This window comes from Xanthomonas vasicola pv. musacearum NCPPB 4379 (genome assembly GCF_000277895.2).
GTDB lineage: Bacteria > Pseudomonadota > Gammaproteobacteria > Xanthomonadales > Xanthomonadaceae > Xanthomonas > Xanthomonas vasicola.
The window spans coordinates 2620607-2641445 of record NZ_CP034655.1 but is presented as its reverse complement, the minus strand read 5'-3'; the positions used below and the strand labels follow the sequence as shown (position 1 = coordinate 2641445).

The window sequence follows — 20839 nt, the reverse complement described above, 5'->3', positions numbered from 1 at the left end:
GCCGACTTGCATCCGCGCGGCAATGGCGCCACCTCACGAGAACATTCCAGCATTAAAGCTACGTTTCCGTCTTGACCTCATGCGGCTCGCTGCCCGGAGCGGGTCATTCGCAACTGGTATCGCCCATGCACTCTGTTCTGCAGCAATTTCATCCCGTGGTCGCAGGTTGGTTCGCACAGACCTTCGCTGCGCCGACTCCGGCGCAGATTGCGGCGTGGCCGGCGATCCAGGCAGGGCGCCACACCCTGGTGGCCGCGCCAACCGGTTCGGGCAAGACGCTGACCGCATTCTTCGCTGCTATCGATGTATTGATTCGCGACGGGCTGGCCAACGGTGGCGTATTGCCCGACGAAACCCGCGTGGTTTACGTGTCGCCGTTGAAGGCCTTGTCCAACGACATCCACCTCAACCTGGACGCGCCGTTGCAAGGCATCCGCGCAGCGCTGGTCGCGAATGGTTTGCCGGATGTGCCGGTCCGCACGGCGGTGCGCACCGGCGACACGCCACAACGCGAGCGCGCGCAGGCGCGCCGCACGCCGCCGCATATTCTGGTGACCACGCCGGAGTCGTTGTATGTGCTGTTGGGGTCGGCATCCGGGCGCACGGCGCTACGGCACGTGCGCACCGTGATCGTCGATGAAATCCATGCGGTGGCTGCGGACAAACGCGGCAGCCATCTGAGCCTGACGCTGGAGCGCTTGCAGCGGCTGGCCGCGCAGCCGATCACGCGGGTAGGGCTGTCGGCAACGCAAAAGCCGATCGAGACAGTGGCGCAGTTTCTGGTCGGCGTCAGCGCAGACGGCCTGCTGCGGCAGTGCGAGATTGTCGATATCGGCTACACCCGCACGCGCGATCTAGCGCTGGCGTTGCCGCCCACGCCGTTGAGCGTGGTGATGTCCAACGACCAATGGCTGCAGGTGTACGCCGATGTGGCGGCGCTTGCGCAGCAACATCGCACCACGCTGGTGTTCGTCAATACGCGGCGCCTGGCTGAGCGCGCGGCGCGGCATCTGGGCGATCTGCTCGGCAAGCAGCGCGTGGCAGCACATCACGGCAGTCTGTCGCGCGAGACGCGCATGTTGGCCGAACAACGGCTCAAGGCTGGCGACCTGACCGTTTTGGTTGCGACCGCATCGCTGGAGTTGGGGCTGGATATCGGCGATGTCGATCTGGTTTGTCAGCTCGGTTCGCCGCGATCGATCGCCACCTTCCTGCAACGCGCCGGGCGTTCCGGGCACAAGGTCGGCGGTACGCCGAAGGCGCGCTTATTTCCGCAGACCCGCGACGAGTTGGTCGAATGCGCCGCGCTGCTGGACAGCATCCGTCGTGGTGAACTGGATGCCTTGCGCATTCCGTTGGCGCCGGTCGACGTATTGGCGCAGCAAATCGTGGCCGAAGTTGCGTGCGAGGACTGGGACGAAGATGCGCTGTTTGCACTGGTGCGGCGCGCGTGGCCATTCGCCGGGTTGAGCCGCGCCACCTTCGACAGCGTGGTGCGCATGCTGTGCGATGGCTTCAGTACGCGGCTTGGTCCGCGCGCCGGGTATCTGCACCGCGACGCGGTGCATCGGCGCCTGCATGCACGGCGCGGCGCGCGCATGACCGCGCTGACCTCCGGCGGCACCATTCCCGAAACCGGCGACTACAGCGTGGTGCTGGAACCGCAGGCCGAAAAGATCGGCACGGTAAATGAAGATTTCGCCGTCGAAAGCCTCGCCGGCGATGTGTTCCAGCTCGGCAACGCCAGCTACCGCATCCTGCGTGTGGAGGCGGGGCGCGTGCGCGTGGAAGATGCCAAGGGCGCGCCTCCGAACATTCCGTTCTGGCTGGGCGAAGCGCCCGGTCGCAGCGACGAGCTGTCGGCGGCGGTGTCGCGCCTGCGTGGTGAACTTGCTGCGCGGCTGGACACCGCACCGCATCAGGCGGCCTGCAAGGGGCTGCAGAAACAACTGGCGATGTCTGCCGAAGCGGCGCGTCAACTGGTGGACTATCTGGCCAACGCATGCACCGCACTGGGTGCAATGCCCACCCAGCAGTGCCTAGTGATGGAGCGTTTCTTCGATGCCAGCGGCGGCACCCAGCTGGTGATCCATTCGCCCTACGGTAGCCGCATCAATCGTGCGTGGGGGCTGGCATTGCGCAAGCGCTTTTGCCGCACCTTCAATTTCGAATTGCAGGCGGCAGCCACCGAAGATGCCATTGTGCTGTCGCTGTCCACCAGTCACAGTTTTGCGCTGGAAGAGGTTGGCCGCTACCTGCATTCGTCATCGGCCGAGCATGTGCTAATCCAGGCATTGCTGGATGCGCCGCTGTTCGGCGTACGCTGGCGTTGGAACGCGACCAATGCGATGGCGCTGCCGCGCTTCAGCGGCGGCAACAAGGTGGCGCCGCAGTTGCAGCGGATGAAGTCGGAGGATTTGCTGGCCACCGTATTCCCGGATCAAGTGGCCTGCGCAGAAAATCTGGTCGGCGAACGCGAGGTGCCGGACCACCCGTTGGTAGCGCAGACGCTGGAAGATTGCCTACATCAATCCATGGACAGCGAAGGCTGGCTGCAGGTGTTGCGCGGGCTGGAATCCGGCGCGATCACGCTGATTGCGCGCGATCTGGCCGCACCCTCGCCGCTGGCAGCCGAAGCCTTGAATGCGCGTCCCTATGCATTTCTCGACGATGCACCACTGGAAGAACGCCGCACCCAGGCCGTGCAAAGTCGCCGCTACACACCGCAAAGCAGCGACGACTTAGGGCGGCTTGATCCGCAGGCTATCGAGGCCGTGCGCGAAGAAGCCTGGCCACAGCCGCGCGATGCCGAAGAAATGCACGAGGCACTGGTGGGACTCGGCGTGTTGCCGGTCGAAGAGGCCACCGACGCCCAGTGGCAGGTTTGGTTGTCCGCGCTGGCTGCGGCCGGCCGCGCCGCCTGCATTGCCTTGCATGGAAGTCCGGCGCTGTGGATCAGTGCCGAGCGTATCGACTGGTTTCTGCCGTTGTATCCACAAGCCACTGCGCAGCCGCCATTGCAGGCGCCAGCCGATTGCCGCGTTGCCGACTGGGAGCGCGATTGGGCAGTGCGCGAACTGCTGCGCGGGCGCCTGTCTGCCGTGGGGCCGGTACAGGTGCCAGCCTTGTCCCACGCGTTGCAGGTGCCGGACGCAGAGATTGCGCTGTCGTTGGCGGCCTTGCAGCGCGAGGGCTACGTCATGTCCGGGCAGTTCAGTGCGCACGCGCAGGCAGAAGAGTGGTGCGAGCGTCATCTGCTGGCACGCATCCATCGCTACACGCTGGGGCGATTGCGCCGCGAGATCGAACCGGTGTCGCAGCGCGATTACGCACGGTTTCTGTTCGAGTGGCAGCACGTGGACAGCAGTAGCCGCGTGGCAGGGCCGGATGCATTGGCCGGTGTGGTCGGGCAGCTCGAAGGCTTCGAGGCGCCTGCGGTGCTGTGGGAGAGTGAGCTGTTGCCAGCGCGCGTGCGCGACTATCAACCGGCCTGGTTGGACGAGTTGTGCACCGCCGGGCGCACGCTGTGGGCACGCTTGCGGCCCGGCGGCGGCCGCAGCGGCACTGCGCTGCGCAGCACGCCGATCGTGCTGCTGCCACGGCGCGAAGCGCAGCGCTGGAGTGCGCTGGCGCGCGATGCCGACGACGCACCACTAGGGTCCCGCGCACAGCGCGTCATGGACGTATTGCAGCAGCAAGGCGCGTTGTTCTTTGACGAAATTGCCGATGCCGCGCATCTGATGAACACCGAGCTGGAAGATGCATTGAGCGAGCTGGTGATGCGCGGCCGTGCGCATTGCGACAGCTACGCCGGCCTGCGCGCGCTGCTGGTGCCGGCGTCCAAGCGGCCGTCGGCGCTGTCGCGTCACCGTCGCCGTGCAAGTGCGCTGGGCATTCGCGATGCCGGGCGCTGGGCACCGGTGCGTGCATTGCCAGAGTTGCCGTTGGCCGAAGCCGGCGAGCGGCATCAGGAAGCCCTCGAACACGTGGCGCGCACCTTGCTGCGTCGCTATGGCGTGGTGTGCTGGCGGCTGCTCGAACGCGAGGCGGCGTGGCTGCCGCCGTGGCGCGAATTGCTGCGCATGTACCAACGGCTGGAACCGCGTGGCGAAATCCGCGGCGGGCGTTTTATTGCCGGGCTGTCCGGCGAGCAGTTCGCGTTGCCGGATGCGATTGCGGCCTTGCGCCGTGTGCGTGCACAGGCATTGCCGCAACAGTGGATCTGCGTGAGTGCAAGCGACCCCAGCAATCTGCTCGGCAGCCTGTTGCCAGGCGAGCGTGTCGCGCGTGTGCCGGGCAATCGTGTTGCATTTCTGGATGGGCTGCCGATGGCGGTGTGGGCGGCAGATCGCTTCCAAGCGGTGCAGGAACTCACCCCCGAGCAGGCCGAGCAGGCGCTGCGCGTGTTGCAGCGCGGGCCTGGCACGGCCGAGCAATCGCCGATGGAACGCTGGTTGGCTCAGTCGCGCGAAAGCGCAGTGCCTGCACCAGCCACGCGCGGAAGCGGACGCGACACATAGCGGCTGTCGGCAACCACCCAACGCCATGGCGCGTCCACCGCCTTGCGAATGCCGATGCGTGGCGTCGCCAGTGGGTTGGCGGGTGGCGGCACACCGTCGTCTTCGATCCACAGCCGCGCAGCGCCAGTTGTGAGGTCCAGCCCATTGTCGGCAGCATTCACATCGAACGCTTGTGCCAGGCGGCCTGGGCCGGTGGTCAATACTTTGAGGGGCGCGGCGCCGCGTGCGGCCTGCATGCTGTCGAGACCGGCTAGCGGTTCCAGTGCGCGGATCAGTACCGCATGCCCAGGCGCACCGCCGCACACGGCATTGATCGCCCAGTGCATGCCATAGATGAAATACACATACAGGTGCCCCGTCGCACCGAACATCACCTGCGTGCGCGGGGTCATGCCGCGGAACGAGTGCGCGGCCGGATCTTCGCTGCCGCAATAGGCTTCCACCTCGGTGATCCGCCCACGGCGTCCGTCGGCACTGACCACTACCTTGTTGAGCAATTGCGGCGCAACGTGGCGTGCATCTTGCGCGTAAAACGCGCGGGGCAGGGGCATAGACGTCATGGACGAAGCCTAGCTGCGCGCCCGTGATGTCGCTGCGGATTGCTCTGGACAGCCCTCGGGCCGGGTAGGGTTTTTCCGAATACACGGTGTTGCGAGCGCATGACCTGTCACAAAAGCGCAGATCCGTTTGCATGAATACGCAGTATGGCGATGCCCGCATCTCAAGCGTGTTTTGTCGTCGCCGATAGCCAATAACGATTGGTTTGACGAGCCGCATCGCAGCCCGCGGTCCGCACAGCGCCATCGCCGTCATGCAGCGCATGTCGCCCACGCATCTTTTTGAGAGAACTCCCTAAATGTTAGGCAACTTCAGAATCGGAACCAGACTGATCGTGGCATTCCTGATCGTCTCGGCGATCGGCGCATGCATCGGGTGGGTGGGCTATTCCAACTCAGGCCGCATCAATGCGTTGTCGAGTTCGTTGTACGAGCGCGAATTGCTCGGTATGTCCAACGTCAAGGAAGCCAACATCAATCTCATCTATGCCGGCCGTGCGCGCGCCAATCTGTTGTTGGCCAGCAGCGCGGAAGAGCGTCAGTCGCATGTGCAGAACATCGACAAATACACCGCCAAGGTGGTCGATTACATGACCCGTGCGCGCGCCAGCTTCCAAAGCGAAGAAGGCAAGAACAAGTTGGCGCAATTCGATCGTGCCTGGCAGAAGTATCTGGACGAGCGCGGCCGCTTTATCGAAGCCGCCAACCGCGAAGCGCTGCGCGAGGCTAATCCGGAACTGGCCGTGCTCTCGCGTGCGGTGCGCGCCAGTTCGGACGAAGTGGATAACCTGATGACCGACCTGAGCGGCCTGCGCGAGCGCAGCGCCGCCGCGGCTAACGCAGAAGCCGATGCAATCCACACGCGCAGTTCCCGGCTACTGGTCGCCATCATTTGCGGCGGCGTGTTGCTCGGTGCCATTCTCGGCGTGGTGATCAGCCGCAGCGTCACCGGGCCGATCCGCCGTGCAGTAGGCGTGGCCAACGGCTTGTCCGAAGGCGATCTCACCATGCGTATCGATGTGCATGGCCGCGATGAGACCGCGCAATTGCTCGAAGCGATGCGCACCATGGTGCAGAAGCTGGCGCAGGTGGTCGGCGAGGTCAACACCAGCGCCGAAACGCTCGCCAGTGCGTCAGAAGAAGTCAGCGCCACCGCGCAGTCGTTGTCGCAGGCGGCAAGCGAACAGGCGGCCGGCGTGGAAGAAACCAGCGCCTCGCTGGAGCAGATGACCGCCTCGATCAGCCAGAACACCGAAAACGCACGCGTCACCGACGGCATGGCCACCCAGGCCGCGAAAGAAACCGTGGAAGGTGGCGAAGCGGTGGTTGCCACCACCCAGGCGATGAAGCAGATTGCGCAGAAGATCGGCATCATCGACGACATCGCGTACCAGACCAATCTGCTCGCGCTCAATGCCGCGATCGAAGCGGCGCGTGCCGGCGAACATGGCAAGGGCTTTGCCGTGGTGGCTGCCGAAGTGCGCAAGCTGGCCGAACGCAGCCAGGTGGCCGCGCAGGAGATCGGTGAGGTGGCCAGTTCTAGTGTGGAATTGGCTGATCGTGCCGGCCGTTTGCTGGATTCGATCGTGCCCAACATCAAGCGCACCTCCGACCTGGTGCAGGAAATTTCCGCCGCCTCCGAGGAGCAATCTTCCGGCGTCAGCCAGATCAATTCGGCGGTCGTGCAGTTGAGCCAGACCACCCAGCAGAACGCCAGCGCATCCGAAGAGCTGGCCGCCACTGCCGAGGAAATGAGCGCGCAGGCCGAACAGCTGCAGCAGAGCATGGCGTTCTTCCGGCTGGGCGGGCAGGGCGCGCCGACTGCGCCGCCCAAGCGCGGCAAGCAGGTCGCTGCGCGGCCGGCGCGTGCGGCGGGCACGCGTGGCTGGCGCAGCAACGCAGCGCCGGCGTATGCGATGTCCGAGGGCCCGGACGAAGGCCAGTTCGCGCGTTTCTGAGAGAGCGACCAATGACCGCACCGACGCTTGATGTGATGCCCGGCGACGCCGATGTCGCCGCGCAATATCTGACCTTTCAACTGGATGGCGAAACCTTCGCCACCAGCATTCTCGGCATCCGCGAGATCATTCAATACCGCGCTCCCACCCCGGTGCCGTCGATGCCGGATTGCGTGCGCGGGGTGATCAATCTACGCGGCGCGGTGGTGCCGGTGGTGGACCTGCAATCGCGGCTGGGGCGCGCAGACAGCACGATCGGCAAACGCAGCTGCATCGTGATTGTGGCCACCGAACAGGCGCAGGGCACGCAGGTGATTGGCGTGCTGGTGGATGCGGTCAATGCAGTGATCGAACTGGCCGATCAGGACATCGAAGCGGCGCCGTCGTTCGGCACGCATATCCGCCGCGATCTGCTGCGCGGCATGGGCAAGGTCGGCGAGCGCTTCGTGGTACTGCTGCAGATGGAGCAGGTGCTGCAGGTGGACGAGATCGCCGGAAACACCGACGCACTGGCGGCCTGAGCGACAGCCGTGCAGCAGGGCGATCGGCGCAGTCTGCGTCGATCAGGCCCGCAGCTGCCAACCGTCGAAGCCGTGCACGCGGTTGCGGCCATCGCCACGCGCCTGCTGCAACGCGTGCCGCGCACGGGCCAGCAGGGTATTGCTGTCGAGCGCGGTTGGCGTGGCAACGTCCACCACACCTGCGCTGAGCGTCAACGGGCCGGTGGGCCAGTGCGCGTCTTCCACTGCCTTGCGCAAGTCTTCGGCAGTGGCAAGGGCTGCAGATGCAGCGGTCTCCGGCAGCGCCACGCAGAATTGATCGCAGGCCAGACGCGCCACGAGTGCATCAGCCGGAAGCTGCGCTTCCAGCAATGCAGCGACCTGCAGCAAGGTGGCATCGGCCGCTGCCGCGCCGGCCTGCAATTTTTGCCGCTTGAAGCCGTCCAGTTCGAGCAGCATGAAACCCAGGGGCGCATCGGCGGCAGAGCTGGGCGCGTCGGCAAGCGCGTGCAAGGCGTTCTCCAGCCCGGCACGATTCCATCGCCCGGTGAGCGCATCGCGCAGTGCATCCAGCTCCACCAGCCGCGCGGCCTGTTGCAGTTCGATGGTGCTGACGACTTGCCTGGCCAAGGCTTGCAGCGCGTCGCGCTCGGTCACCGACAGGCGCCGCGGAACGCGATCCAGCACGCACAGGGTTCCCAGTGCGATGCCGTCCGGGGTCAATAACGGCGCGCCTGCATAGAAGCGGATCTGCGGCTCGCCTGTCACCAGCGCGTTGCGCGCAAACCGCTTGTCCAGGTGGGTATCGCCGACTTCCATCACCTGATCGGGTTCGAGGATGGCATGCGCGCAAAACGACAATTCACGCGGCGTCTCGCTCTGCTGCATGCCGAGCCTGGATTTGAACCATTGCCGATGGGTATCGACCAGCGAGATCAGCGCCATCGGCATCCGGCAGAGCGCGGCTGCGATCGAGGTGAACGCGTCGTAGCTCGGCTCCGGTGCGGTGTCCAGCAGGCGGTAGGCATGAAGTGCCTCCACGCGCTCATCTTCGTTGGCCGGCAGGCGCGCCCCGGGAGTGGCGTTGACGCCGCCTGGCAGTAACGTTGCCTGGATCAGGTTCAACGCGGGTGCATCGGGTATCTGCATGCAAAGCACCACCGGGAACAAGGCGCCATCAAGGCGATGAGGGGTTGACGCGACGAGGCATTGGCCGATGCGATTGCGCCCTTGGCAAGGCACTGCTTCCCAGGGCAGCGGCATATCGGCGAGCGCCTGTCCGGATCTTGCCACAGGAACGCGTGGCTGGCCGGTGCCGGGTTTTCAGTCCCACGGACGCAGCGGTCTCAGCTGCACGACAGGGTGCAACGCGCCGCTGGCGATGCAGCAGGGAAGTTCACCGCATCGGCGTGCCGCGGCGCTGCCCGATGCCAGGCAGCATGCTTGGCCAACTCACTCTCCCTGGCCAGCCTTGCCGGTGGGGCGACGGCTTTGCTCGTCGTGCACCTTCAGGTCTTCCTGGCCCGGGCGTTGCTTGGCGGCATCGTCGTGCTTGCGGTCTTGCTGGCTCTCGGTCACGCCGTGCGCATCGTCGGCGACCTCATCGGGCTGCTGGTCTTTCTTGCTCATGGTGTGGTCCGCTGTGGAGTGAAGCCGGACGTTAGCGCGCGCGATGTGATCCCCACGCCACGGCGACCGGCCGGCCCTGCACCGCAACACCCTCAAAACGCGCAAGCCCCGGAAACATGACGTCTCCAGGGCTTGTGCGTTTGACTCGATGGTGGAGCGGAAGGGGATCGAACCCTCGACCTTCGCGATGCGAACGCGACGCTCTCCCAGCTGAGCTACCGCCCCACGTGCTTCGATTCTACCCACAAGCCGCGCGGTTCGCCAAGCGAAGGGCGCGGCCGACGGTGCGAGGCGGCACTGTCGTGCGGGCTGTCGCCTTACTCGCGAACCAGCGGAAACTTGAGGTCCGGGTTCTTGGCCTTCCATTCCTTGTACGACACCGACCCTTCCCAGGCAGCGAAAGCCTTCGGCGTGCGGCCACGACCGGACCAGGTTTCGCCGGTGTGCGGTAGCTCGTACTTGGGCTTCACTTCGCTGCGGCCGCTCTTGACCACTTCCTTGCGCGCGGCAGTAGTGCCCAGGTAAGCGGCAATGTCGTTGCGCTGCTTGGTGTTGAAGTGACCGGCGAACTGCTCGAGCAGCGAAACGATGGTGGCATGCGCAGAGGATGCCTCGCTCGCGCGCTCGGTTTTCTCCTGTTCTTCCAGCTTCTGCAATTCGTCCAGCAGCTTGGCTTTGGCTTGCGCGATGGAATCCAGTTTCGAAGAGGTATTGCTCACAGAGGTATGGCCTCGGAATAAGAGTGGACACGCCGCCCGAAGGGCGCGCGGCATTATGGCATGTGGCCCGGGAGCGGCCGTTTTGGAACAGGGGCTTGCACATGGCGTGAACAGGCCTTTCACGACGCCTGTTCGAACGCTTTCGCATTGTCGCTACGGGCGCTGCTGGGCCGAAGGCTCACGTTAGCAGACCCGACCACGACGATACAGGAGCATGTCATGAGTGACGACAAACGCAACGTCGGTTCGCCGGACCGCGACCGCATCAACGTCAATGAAGCCTATGAGCTGCAGTACTGGACCAAGACCCTGGGCGTCAGCGCCGAGGAGTTGCGCGCGGCCGTGCAGAAGGTGGGGCCAATGGCCGCCAGCGTACGCCAGCACCTGGGCAAATAAGCGGAAGGTCTGTCATGAGCCTGAGCGAATATCGCCGCAAGCGCAGCTTCGACAAAACCCGCGAGCCGGAGCCGGGCAAGGCTCTGCCGCCGGGGCAGCGTGCGATCTTCGTGGTGCAACTGCACCACGCCAGCCGCCGCCATTACGACTTTCGCCTGCAGGTGGGCGATGCGCTCAAGAGCTGGGCGGTGCCGAAGGGGCCCAGTTACGACCCCAAGGTCAAGCGCATGGCAGTGGAGGTGGAAGACCACCCGGTCGATTACGCCAGTTTCGAGGGCGAGATTCCCAAAGGCGAATACGGCGGCGGGCATGTGGCGCAGTTCGATCATGGCGTGTGGGCCACCGCGGGCGACCCCGAAGCGCAGTTGGCCAAGGGACATCTGCGCTTTGAGTTGTTCGGCAACAAGCTCAAGGGCGGTTGGCATCTGGTGCGCTCGGGCAAGCCGGCGCGGCAGCCGCAGTGGCTGCTGTTCAAGGACGACGATGCCTACGCCGGCACGTTGGAGGCCGATGACCTGCTGGCCGACGTCGCTGCCGCGCCTGCCGAAGATGTACGCCGCGCAGGCGCCGGCAAGACCCAGCGCAAGGCGCTGACGACCGTGCCGCCGCCGGCGGCGAAGAGGCGTGGTACCTGGGCGAAACAGGCGCTGGCGCTGAGCGACGCACGTCGCGCCGAGATGGAAGATGCCCCGTTTGCACCGCAGCTGGCCAAGCTGGGGCAGTCCCCGCCAGAAGGGGCGCAGTGGCTGCATGAAATCAAATGGGACGGTTATCGCATCCTGGCCACCGTGACCGACGGCAAGGTGAGGCTGTGGTCGCGCAACGCATTGGAGTGGACCGACAAGACGCCGGAAATTGCCGATGCCATCCGGTCGCTGGGCCTGCGCAGCGCGCAGCTCGATGGCGAACTGATTGCCGGACGCGGCACCAAGGACGACTTCAACCTGCTGCAGGCCACCTTGTCCGGCGAACGCCAGGTGCCGCTGGCGCTGGCGGTATTCGACCTGTTGCATGTGGACGGGGTGGACATCAGCGAGGCGCCGCTGCGCGAACGCAAGCGGCTGTTGCAGCAGGTGCTGGAGGCTGCACCTCACACGCATCTGGCCTATAGCTCGCACGTCGAAGGCGATGGCACCGAGGCGTTCCGGGTGGCCGGGCAACAGCACTTCGAAGGCATCATTTCCAAGCGCGCAGATCGCCCGTATCGCGATGGGCGTAGCGATGATTGGCGCAAGACCAAGCAACTGGCCAGCCAGGAGTATGCGGTGGTCGGCTATACCGCGCCCAAGGGCAGCCGCAGTGGCTTTGGCTCGCTGTTATTGGCCACGCCGGACCCGGTACATGGCTGGTTGTACGTGGGCCGCGTTGGGTCCGGCTTTTCCGATGCCTTGATGCGCGAAGTCACCCAGCAGTTGGAGGTTGGTGGTGATCGTAAACCCACTGCGCACGTTCCCACCGACGACACCGACTTGCGCGGGGCCACCTGGTTTGCGCCACGCTTCGTGGTAGAAGTGTTCTACCGCGGCATCGGTGGGCAAAAGTTGCTGCGGCAGGCATCGTTCAAGGCGCTGCGCCCGGATAAGCGCATTGCCGATCTTTCCGACAGCGATGCGGCTGATGGCGCGGCTGCAACGCCTTCTGCCAAGCGTTCGCCAAAGCGTGTTGCGAAAAATGCCAAGACTGTGACCACTCAGGCACCAAAGCGTGCAGCAACGCGCGCCGCAGCGGCTGCCACGCGCAAATCGGCAGTTGCCGCACCCGCTGCGGACGCGATGCCGACGCTGTCCAGCCCGACCAAGCTGATCTATCCCGATATCCGCGCGACAAAGCGCGACGTGTGGGACTACTACCAGGCGGTGATGGATCACCTGTTGCCGCAGATCGTAGGCCGGCCGCTGTCGATCATCCGCTGCCCGAGCGGCGCGGAAAAACCGTGTTTTTTCCAGAAACACCACACGGCCGGCCTCGAGCGCGTGAGCTCGGTCAAGCTGACCGAAGAGACCGGCACCAACGCGTACTACCTTGTTGTCGAAGATGCGCCCGGCTTGCTGGAACTGGTGCAATTCAATGCGCTGGAATTCCATCCCTGGGGCTCGCACGCCGACCGACCGGATGTTGCCGACCGTGTGGTGTTCGATCTCGATCCCGGCCCGGATGTGCCGTTTTCCGAGGTCAAACGTGCATCAAACGATATTCGCAAGCTGCTGGCGCAGCTTGAGCTGGAATCGTTCTTGCGCGTCTCCGGCGGCAAGGGCCTGCACGTGGTGGTGCCCTTGAACCCCGGTTGTGATTGGGAAGTGACCAAGCGATTCGCCAAAGGGTTTGCTGATGCCTTGGCGCAGGCGGAGCCGCAGCGATTCATCGCCACTGCTACCAAAAGCCTGCGCAATAAGCGCATCTTCGTCGACTATCTGCGCAACGGCCGTGGTGCCACCGCAGTGGCGTCCTACTCGTTGCGTGGCCGCCCGGGTGCGCCAGTCGCGCTGCCGCTGCCGTGGTCGGACTTGTCCAAGCTACAACGCGCCGACGCGTTTACCTTGCGCGATGTGCCGGAGAAGCTGCGCCGCCGTCGCAAGGACCCGTGGGCAGACATGGACCGCATCCAGCAGAACCTGGCGCGTTGGGCGGAGCAGGATGAGGATTGAAGCCTGACGCCGCTGCCGCGCAAGCCAACAAAAAGCCCGCTTGGCTGCGGACTTACGTGTCAAACCGCTAGCAAGCCTACGCCGCGGATTCTTCCAGCAGCGGCATCACCTGCGCTTCCAGCACCGCACGCCGCCACTGGCCTAGCGCCGCGGGCCAGCTGCGCTGTTCGATCAAGGTTTCCAGGTGCCTGCGTGAGGCCAATAGACCATCTGGCAGGCCGAGTTCGCGGCTGCGCTGCGCCACGGTGTCCTGCAAACGCTTGAGCACGGCCTTGTTGCCATCGGTGGCGGCTTGGGCAAGTGGCGCATGCTCTTCGTCGGGCAGTGGCGTGTTGAGCGCGTCCCACACCGCATTGGCGAGCTTGCGCGGTGCCTTGGGAAATTTATCGAACTGGCGCAGCAAGGCATCCGGATCGGTGGGTGGAAACCGCGCCAGTTGGCTGGCCAGTTCGTTGTCCAGAATCCAGCTGCGCGGGCGATCACTCTGACGCGCCTGCAGGTCGCGCCAACGCAGCAGGCGTAACAGCCGCCGTTGCGCCGCCGGCTCCAGGAATTGCGCAGTGCGCAGGCTCACATGCGGCCAACGTTCGCCATCGTCGTGCTCCACCGTGGCCAGCAGGCGTTCGGCATCTTCGGCCAGCCAGCCCAGGCGGTCCTGCTCGGTGAGGCGGCGGGTGAGTTCGTCGTGGATCGCGAACAGATAGCGCACGTCGTCGGCGGCGTATTCCAGCTGCGACGGCGACAGCGGGCGGCGCATCCAGTCTGAGCGCGTCTCGCCCTTGGTCAGCAAGGTGCCTGTCACTTCCTGCACCAGTTTCTGGTAGCCCATGCCGCCGCCGACACCGGCCAGCGCCGCGGCGATCTGGGTGTCGAACAACGGTCGCGGCAACACACCACACGCACATTTGAAGGTGACCAGGTCTTCGCTGGCGCTATGCATCACCTTGACGATGTCGGTGGCGGTCAGCCACTCCTTGAGCGCCTCGTTCATGCCGGGAATCAGCGGGTCGATCAGCAGGATCTCCTCGCCGATGGCCATCTGCACCAGCGCCAGTTGCGGCCAGTAGGTGCGTTCGCGAATGAATTCGGTATCCAGGCCGATGCGCGAAGGGCGCGCTGCCTGCAGGCGGTCGGTCAGCTCGGAGGGGTGGGTAATCCAATGGGGCACGTGATTTCCGTCGACAGCAAGGGTTTGCGCAGAACGCGCAGAATAGCCTAACGTCGCGATCGCCTGTCGTGCGGCAGAGCACTGGAAGGAGCAGGTGGTGGGTGAGTGCGGTGACCGGATTGCAGCGTGGGCAATGGTCGTGCTGAGAGCGGCTGGCAAAACGACTGCGCAGCTACCAGGCGGGCGCGGCCGGTGCCCGGAATTGGCAGCTACCACTCGGACACTCCGGGTCCTGGGCGGCAGCAGCGCCCGCCTGCCGACTGCTTGCTACGTGTTGTTAGCCGCTCTCAGCACGTGCGCTTGTTCGCGCACACCGACACCAGTGCCCGCGGTTGCGCCACAACCGGCACCTGCGGTCGCCGCGCCGAGCAAGCCGAACGTTTCCATCGGGGGCGAAGAGTCCGCCGAGACCGTGGCGCAATGGCAGCCGCCTGCGGTGGAGTTGGGCGATGAGCCGTTGGCGCAAGTGCGCAAGCGCGCCGACCAGGCATTGCAGGAAGACCGCCTGTATCGCGACGCTGACGATGCGATCCCGTTGTACCTGGCGATTCAGCAGCGTGCCGGCGGCAAGGACGCGGCCAGCCGCCGCGGCCTGGAGCAGGCACGCCGCCGGTTGCTCGAACGCGGCGCGGCGTTGATCGAACAGACCGAGCAACAGGACGATGCGCTGGAGCAAGCGCGGGAGGTGGCCTTTGTCGCGCTCGCCCTCGCACCGCAAGACCCAAAGGTGCGTGCCCTGCAACGCGAGGTGGAAACCGCGCAGCGCGTGCTGGCGTTCAACCGCGCCGGCGAAGAAGACCTGCGCGGTGGACGGCTCGGGGAAGACGGCAACGGCGCACTGGTGAATTTCCGTGATGCCGCGCAACTGGCCCCCGACAACCCGCGCACCCGCCAAGGCCTGGCCGCCGTGGAAAGCGGCCTGCTGGAGCGCGCCGAACAGGCGGCACAGGCAAGCGACTTCATTGGTGCACGTTACTGGCTGCAGATGGGAGGGCAGGTGCGCGAGCGTGCGCCCACTATTGCCGATGCGCGCGCGCGGGTGGAGCGTCTGCGCCGCGCGCAGATCGCCGCATTGCACGATGCCGGTCTGCACGATCTGAATTCGCCGCGCGGGCTCAAGGCGGCCGGCGAAAAACTTGCCGAAGTGCTGCGCATCGCCGACCCCGGCGATCCGGTGGCCGGCGATCTGCGCCGCCGCCTGGAGCTGGCCACGCACTACGGCAGCTTCCGTCCCGGACAGGTGTTCACGGACGGGCTCAAGGTCGGTGGGCGTGGCCCCCAGATGATTGTGGTGCCGCATGGCGCGTTTCAGATGGGCGCCGGCGATGCTGAACCGGGCGCATCCGACAACGAGCGCCCTGCCCATTACGTGCGCTTCGCGCGCGGCTTTGCGTTGTCGATCACCGAGGTCACGGTCGCCGAGTTCCGTCAGTTCGTCGAGGCCACCGGTGCGCGCCCACGTGCCACCCGGCGCGGGCATTCGGTGGTGTACGACGAGCGCAGCGGTAACTTCATCCGCCGCAGCGGCGTGGATTGGCAATCCGATTACAACGGCGCGCAGGCCGCACCCAATAGCCCGGTGATGCACGTGAGCATTCGCGATGCCGAAGCGTATGCATCCTGGCTTTCGGAACAGACCGGCCGCCATTACCACGTACCCAGCGAGGCCGAGTTCGAATATGCCGTGCGCGCCGGTACTACCGGACGCTATCCGTGGGGCAATGCGGGCTCGCCCCCGGCCGATGCCGGCAATTTCACCGGCGGCAACGACGTCTCGCGCAGCGGCCGGCGCTGGAACAATGGGTTTGTCGGCTACGGCGACGGCTTCTGGGGCCCGGCGCCGGTGGGCAGCTTTCGCGCCAACGCCTGGGGTCTGCACGACATGGGCGGCAACCTGAGCGAATGGGTGGCCGATTGCTGGCACGCCAGCTATCGCCGTGCGCCGGCCGATGGCGCTGCCTGGTTCAACCCGGGCTGCCGCCAGCGCATGATCCGCGGCGGCAGCTGGGCCAATTCGCCGCAACAGACACGTGCGGCCTGGCGGCAGTCGCAGGATTCGGACACCACCAGTGCGCGTATTGGCTTCAGGGTGGCGCGTGGAATTTGACTGAATCTGACATGGCGTGCGGCGCGGCGATCGTGCCCTGTGTGACCGCTGCACTCGGCTTGCTGTTTAGCCGCTAAGTGCGCTTCTCGGATCGACAGCGCGATCCAGGTAAAGCAATACGAGAGCGTCTTCGCTCCGACAGAGGGACGGGTAGGCGCAGGCTACGCGAGCCAGGCCTCTGTGCCGCATCACGAGCGAACACTGCTGGAAGCACGCTGCGTTTTTACAAGGAGTTTTGGGGGCGCTTGCGGACGGCGGTTGGATTCTCTGTACAGCCAATCGACGACGGTGCTGAATGACCGACCAAGACCGAGGAGTTTGTGATGCGGTAGTCCTGCCGTTTCATGCGCGTTGTAGAGCACACTTGCAGACTATGGATCGCTAGCAACGCCGTTACGCCCGATATACTTTGTTCAGCTGTCTTAACGGGGACGAACAGCGGGCGCATCACGACGAAACCGGCCGTGTCTGCTGTGGTCAAATTGCCACCGCATGAGGGGACGCCGTGATGGGCATGGGGATCAAGATGTTTCGTTGGGTCATAGCGATTTTGCTGATTGGCGGCAGCGGCTACGCCGTGGCGCGGCATTTGCAGGACAGTAATACCGCCGGGCATTACGGTTCGGTCGAAGTTATTCGCCCGGAAGGCACGCCCAAGGCAATGGTGATCTTGCTGCCCGACAGCGGCCATCCCGAGGAAAGTCAGCGGCTGGCCGACACGCTGAGCAACGATGGTGCGCTGGTCGCGGTGGTCGATACCGCCAAGTACCGCGAACGCGCGCGCTCGCACCAAGTCGCCTGTAGTTCGCTGGCCGACGATGCGGAGCGACTGGGCAAGAAATTGTTGCGCGCCGAGCATGTCGATGCGTTCATGCCGCCAGTGTTGGTGGGGCAAGGCGACGGCGCAGTTCTGGCGCGCCAGGCAGTGGCCTCGGCTGCGCCCGACGTGCTGGGCGGCGCGGTGGTCGCTGATGCTGGTACCAAGGATCCAGGCCTGGCGTGCTCGCGTGATATGCCCAATGCCAGTGAGGGTTTCCTGGACGATCTGGCCGACGACTCCAGCCCGATGCAGATCGCCGCGGCCACACGCGGCCACTTCCTGGCTGCGCAGTCGCAAGGCCTGGGCGATTTGCCGCTCGTAGAACTGCACGCGCCCGGCAGCGACCGTCTGGTGGTGATGCTCTCCGGCGATGGCGGCTGGCGCGAACTGGATAAAGGCATTGCCGCGCAGCTGCAGCAGCAGGGCGTGTCGGTGGTGGGCTGGAACAGCCTGCGCTACTTCTGGGGCAGCCGCACGCCGCAGCAAGTCGGCGCGGATCTGGACCGGGTGATCGCCAGCTATCGCGAGCGTTGGCACATCCAGCACGTCGCCTTGGTTGGCTATTCGTTCGGCGCCGATGTGTTGCCGTTCGCGTATCCGGAACTTTCGCCGCAGCAACGCGCCTCGGTGCAATTCGTCAGCCTGCTTGGCCTCGGCCACGAAGCTGACTTCAAGGTGCGCGTTGGTGGCTGGCTGGGCTGGCATAACGATGCCGAGCGCGATGTGGAGCCGGCCATTCAGTCGCTGGACGCGCACCGCCTGCAATGCATCTACGGCGACGAAGAAAAAGACACGCTGTGCCCGGAACTGCGCGCACGCGGCGTGCAGGTGCTGGCACGCCCGGGTGGGCATCACTTCGACCACGATCCGGTGGTGCTGGCCAATCTGCTGATGGAGGGCTGGCAGCATGCAGCGCAGACGCCGAGCGCGGAAACAGCAAGTCGCTCCTAACGCCGCGTGGAACCAGCAAAGCGTTGCATCACGTTTTCTGGAGCGGTTGATCGACAAACGACAATAGGCGCCGAGCACCTTCCACCATGCAAAGGTGCTCGACTTTAGGCACGGCTAGCGGTCTTACGTCAGCGAAATCCCGGATTCACCCGACCCGTAGCGTGTTCCAACGTGCTCTCTGGCACCGCGCCGACCCGCGCGGCACTCACTGGAAAGGCGCCTTCGAAAAGTTCATGGCAGCGCTGAGCGCCGGCATTGCTGCAGAGTAGCCATGATGTCGCGCGTGGCTTGCTGTCAGCGCTCGCCACGCTCCACCCGCACTTCAATACTTCCATCGGCCAGCTGCGCACGCAGGCGCTCGCCTGCCACCACCTCGGCGGCGCTGCGCACCACGCTGCCATCGGCAGGGCGGGTCATGATGGCGTAGCCGCGCGCAACCGTTGCCAGCGGGCTGACCGCTTCCAGCGAGCGCGTAATGCTGCGCAGCTGCACTTGATCGTGCTGCAGGCGCCGTTGCATGGCCGCCTGGGGATGCAACGCCCGCAGGCGTTGCTGCAAGCCGGCCAGATGACGTTGCGGGTTGTGTGATTGCAGCTGCGCTTGCCCGCGCTGCACACGCGCCTGCAAGCGCTCAAGCACTTGCGTCATGCGCGCACGCAGCTGGCGACCAGCTTCTTCCTGGCGGCGATGAAGCAGTTGCAGGCGCGCCTGCGGGCTATGCGCACGCAAGCGCAGCGCAAGCCGGTCGGCGCGTTGCATGGCACTACCCAGAGCGTGCTGCTGCAGTTGGGCTATGCGCGCCTGCGCACGTCGCACACGCGCGACCAGCTCGCGTTGATCGGGCACCAGCAATTCGGCCGCTACCGAAGGTGTGGGGGCACGCACATCTGCCACGAAATCGCTGAGGCTAAAGTCGGTCTCGTGGCCGACTGCAGACACCACCGGCGTCTGCGCAGCGGCAATCGCGCGTGCCAGGCGTTCGTCATTGAAGGCCCACAAATCTTCCAGCGAGCCGCCGCCCCGGGTGATCAGGATCACGTCATAGCGCCCGGACGCATCGGCGCGTTGCAGCAGCGAGGTGATCTGTGCGGCGGCGCTGTCGCCTTGCACCAGCGAGGGCAGTAGGTCCACTTCCAGCAGCGGAAAGCGCCGCGCCAGCACGCTGAGCACATCGCGCACCGCGGCGCCGCTGGGCGAGGTGATCACCGCAAGACGCTGCACATGCGCCGGTAGTGCCTGCTTGCGCTCGGCATCGAGCAAGCCTTCGGCCGCAAGGCGTGCACGCAGTTCGTCGAAGGCGCGCCGCAAGGCGCCTTCGCCGGCTTCTTCCATATGGTCGAGCACCAGTTGGTAGTCGCCGCGTGCTTCGTACAGGGTGAGGCGCCCGCGCGCGACCACGCGTAGGCCTTCGCGCGGCTGGAATTTCAGCCAGGTGCTCTTGGGCTTGAACATCGCACAACGGATCTGTGCCCGCGCGTCCTTGAGCGTGAAATACAGATGCCCCGACGAGGGCCGGGTGACGCTGCTCAGTTCGGCTTCTACCCAGACCAGCGGGAAGCTGCCTTCCAGCAGGTCGCGCGCCAGCGAGTTGAGCTGGCTGGGAGTGAGGATCTGTTCGTTGCGGTCGGCCATCGCCACATTATCCCGTAGTGGCGGAGATCGTGGGAGATTGGCTGACGCAAGCCAATGCAATCGGTGACTGTATCGATGACCAGCGCGTGCATGTAGGGGCCGCAGGTGCCTTAGGAGCGAGACATGCTAGCGAATGCCCATTAGCTCACAGACCGTGTTGCGCCAACGCCCAGCCAACATGTTCGCTCACCAACGCCGAGTCGTCGTGCCGGCGCGCTTCCAGTGCGGCCAGTACCTCCGGCGTGCCGGGCGCATTGCCCAGGCCGACGGCGATATTGCGCAGCCAGCGTTCGTGTCCGCTGCGGCGGATCGGGCTGCCTTCGGTGCGTCGCAGGAATTTGTCTGCGTCCCAGGCGAATAACTGTGGCAGCGTGGCAACGTCCAGGTCATTGCGGGCGCGAAAGTCGGCCTCGTCGGTGCGCTTGGCGAACTTGTTCCAGGGGCAGATCAGCTGGCAATCGTCGCAGCCGAAGATGCGGTTGCCGATGGGCTTACGCATGTCTTCAGGAATTGCGCCATCGTGTTCGATGGTGAGGTACGCAATGCAGCGGCGCGCATCCAGCCGGTACGGCGCGATGATGGCTTGGGTGGGGCAGATGTCGATGCAACGCGTGCAGGTGCCGCAATGCGCGGTTGCGGGAGTGTCGATCGGCAGCGGCAGGTCGAGGTAGATCTCACCTAGAAAAAACCACGAGCCACCGTTGCGATCGATCAGGCAGGTGTGTTTGCCGATCCAGCCCAAACCGGCATTGCGTGCCAGTGCGCGCTCCAGCACCGGCGCGGAATCGACGAACACGCGGAAGCCGAATGCGCCGATCTCGCCCTGGATGCGCTCGGCCAGTTTCTGCAGCCGGTTGCGCATCAGCTTGTGGTAATCGCGCCCCAGCGCATAGCGCGCCACATAGGCGCGGTTGCCGTCGTGCAAGGTGTTCCAGGCCTCGGTGTCGTCCTTGCGGCCGTAATCCATGCCCACCGACAACACGCGCAAAGTGCCGGGTACCAGCTCCTGCGGGCGCGAGCGCTTGTCGCCGTGCTGGGCCATCCAATGCATGGTCCCGTACAGGCCTTCTTCCAGCCAACTACGCAGATGCACTTCATCTTCGCCCAGCTCAATGCCGGTAATGCCGCAACGTTGAAAGCCGGCTTCGCGCGCAAGCACGCGAATGCGCGCAGCGGCATCGGCAGGGTCGGGGCGGGCGAGGACGGCAGACATGACGACAAGTATAGAATTCCCGGC

14 protein-coding genes, 1 tRNA gene and 1 other RNA gene are annotated in these 20839 nt (G+C 65.2%); 8 read left to right on the top strand and 8 right to left on the bottom strand.

The window, feature by feature from the left end; genetic code table 11:
• The first annotated feature begins 125 nt into the window (after positions 1-125).
• Positions 126-4520, top strand: coding sequence for a DEAD/DEAH box helicase (locus KWO_RS12345; RefSeq protein ID WP_017112348.1), 4395 nt, complete (start codon positions 126-128; stop codon positions 4518-4520).
• Here the strand turns inward: KWO_RS12345 and KWO_RS12340 are convergent.
• Positions 4460-5071, bottom strand: a complete 612-nt coding sequence (locus KWO_RS12340; protein ID WP_010382407.1) for a DNA-3-methyladenine glycosylase — start codon at positions 5069-5071, stop codon at positions 4460-4462. The two genes, KWO_RS12345 and KWO_RS12340, sit on opposite strands and share 61 nt — an antisense overlap.
• 305 nt (positions 5072-5376) lie before the next feature.
• Here KWO_RS12340 and KWO_RS12335 point away from each other — a divergent pair, with 305 nt between their 5' ends.
• Together KWO_RS12335 and KWO_RS12330 are read left to right on the top strand one after the other, a co-directional pair.
• Positions 5377-7035 (top strand): methyl-accepting chemotaxis protein, encoded by a 1659-nt coding sequence (locus tag KWO_RS12335; RefSeq protein WP_017112349.1) that lies wholly within the window; start codon positions 5377-5379, stop codon positions 7033-7035.
• An 11-nt stretch (positions 7036-7046) separates the two neighbouring features.
• A complete protein-coding gene (locus tag KWO_RS12330) occupies positions 7047-7556 on the top strand; it encodes a chemotaxis protein CheW (protein WP_010382399.1) in 510 nt (169 codons plus the stop codon).
• Between the two features lie 42 nt (positions 7557-7598).
• On the opposite strand, the gene KWO_RS12325 is transcribed toward KWO_RS12330, so the two are convergent.
• The 4 genes from KWO_RS12325 to KWO_RS12310 form a co-directional block, all read right to left on the bottom strand.
• Positions 7599-8705, bottom strand: a complete 1107-nt coding sequence (locus KWO_RS12325; protein ID WP_026113194.1) for a sensor domain-containing diguanylate cyclase — start codon at positions 8703-8705, stop codon at positions 7599-7601.
• 282 nt (positions 8706-8987) lie between these two features.
• Positions 8988-9164, bottom strand: a complete 177-nt coding sequence (locus KWO_RS22570; RefSeq protein ID WP_010382394.1) for a hypothetical protein — start codon at positions 9162-9164, stop codon at positions 8988-8990.
• 149 nt (positions 9165-9313) lie between these two features.
• Positions 9314-9389 (bottom strand) — tRNA-Ala (locus KWO_RS12315).
• Positions 9390-9481: 92 nt separating this feature from the next.
• Positions 9482-9883: an H-NS histone family protein gene (locus tag KWO_RS12310; protein ID WP_003485983.1), complete on the bottom strand. Its 402-nt coding sequence runs from the start codon at positions 9881-9883 to the stop codon at positions 9482-9484.
• A 219-nt stretch (positions 9884-10102) separates the two neighbouring features.
• On the opposite strand from KWO_RS12310, the gene KWO_RS12305 reads away from it, so the two are divergent.
• Together KWO_RS12305 and ligD are read left to right on the top strand one after the other, a co-directional pair.
• The gene (locus KWO_RS12305) at positions 10103-10279 is read left to right on the top strand and encodes a DUF3606 domain-containing protein (RefSeq protein ID WP_008576119.1); all 177 of its coding nucleotides are present in this window, start codon (positions 10103-10105) and stop codon (positions 10277-10279) included.
• 14 nt (positions 10280-10293) lie between these two features.
• A complete protein-coding gene (gene ligD, locus KWO_RS12300) occupies positions 10294-12924 on the top strand; it encodes a DNA ligase D (RefSeq protein WP_010382389.1) in 2631 nt (876 codons plus the stop codon).
• A 76-nt stretch (positions 12925-13000) separates the two neighbouring features.
• Here ligD and rnd read toward each other — a convergent pair whose 3' ends face one another.
• On the bottom strand, positions 13001-14092 hold the full coding sequence (gene rnd, locus KWO_RS12295; protein ID WP_017112351.1) for a ribonuclease D: 1092 nt from the start codon (positions 14090-14092) through the stop codon (positions 13001-13003).
• A 207-nt stretch (positions 14093-14299) separates the two neighbouring features.
• Between rnd and KWO_RS12285 the strand changes: the two genes are divergently transcribed.
• The 3 genes from KWO_RS12285 to KWO_RS12275 all read left to right on the top strand — a co-directional run bounded on the left by KWO_RS12285 (position 14300) and on the right by KWO_RS12275 (position 17970).
• Positions 14300-14375: non-coding RNA, sX9 sRNA (locus KWO_RS12285), on the top strand.
• A complete protein-coding gene (locus KWO_RS12280; RefSeq protein ID WP_017113705.1) occupies positions 14364-16199 on the top strand; it encodes a formylglycine-generating enzyme family protein in 1836 nt (611 codons plus the stop codon). The genes KWO_RS12285 and KWO_RS12280 overlap by 12 nt, the downstream gene beginning before the upstream one ends.
• A gap of 508 nt (positions 16200-16707) precedes the next feature.
• Positions 16708-17970, top strand: a complete 1263-nt coding sequence (locus KWO_RS12275; protein ID WP_010382379.1) for a virulence factor — start codon at positions 16708-16710, stop codon at positions 17968-17970.
• Between the two features lie 294 nt (positions 17971-18264).
• Here the strand turns inward: KWO_RS12275 and xseA are convergent, their stop codons facing one another.
• Both xseA and queG read right to left on the bottom strand, forming a co-directional pair.
• The gene (gene xseA, locus KWO_RS12270; RefSeq protein WP_010372660.1) at positions 18265-19602 is read right to left on the bottom strand and encodes an exodeoxyribonuclease VII large subunit; all 1338 of its coding nucleotides are present in this window, start codon (positions 19600-19602) and stop codon (positions 18265-18267) included.
• A 145-nt stretch (positions 19603-19747) separates the two neighbouring features.
• The gene (gene queG, locus KWO_RS12265) at positions 19748-20815 is read right to left on the bottom strand and encodes a tRNA epoxyqueuosine(34) reductase QueG (RefSeq protein WP_010382377.1); all 1068 of its coding nucleotides are present in this window, start codon (positions 20813-20815) and stop codon (positions 19748-19750) included.
• Positions 20816-20839 lie beyond the last annotated feature (24 nt).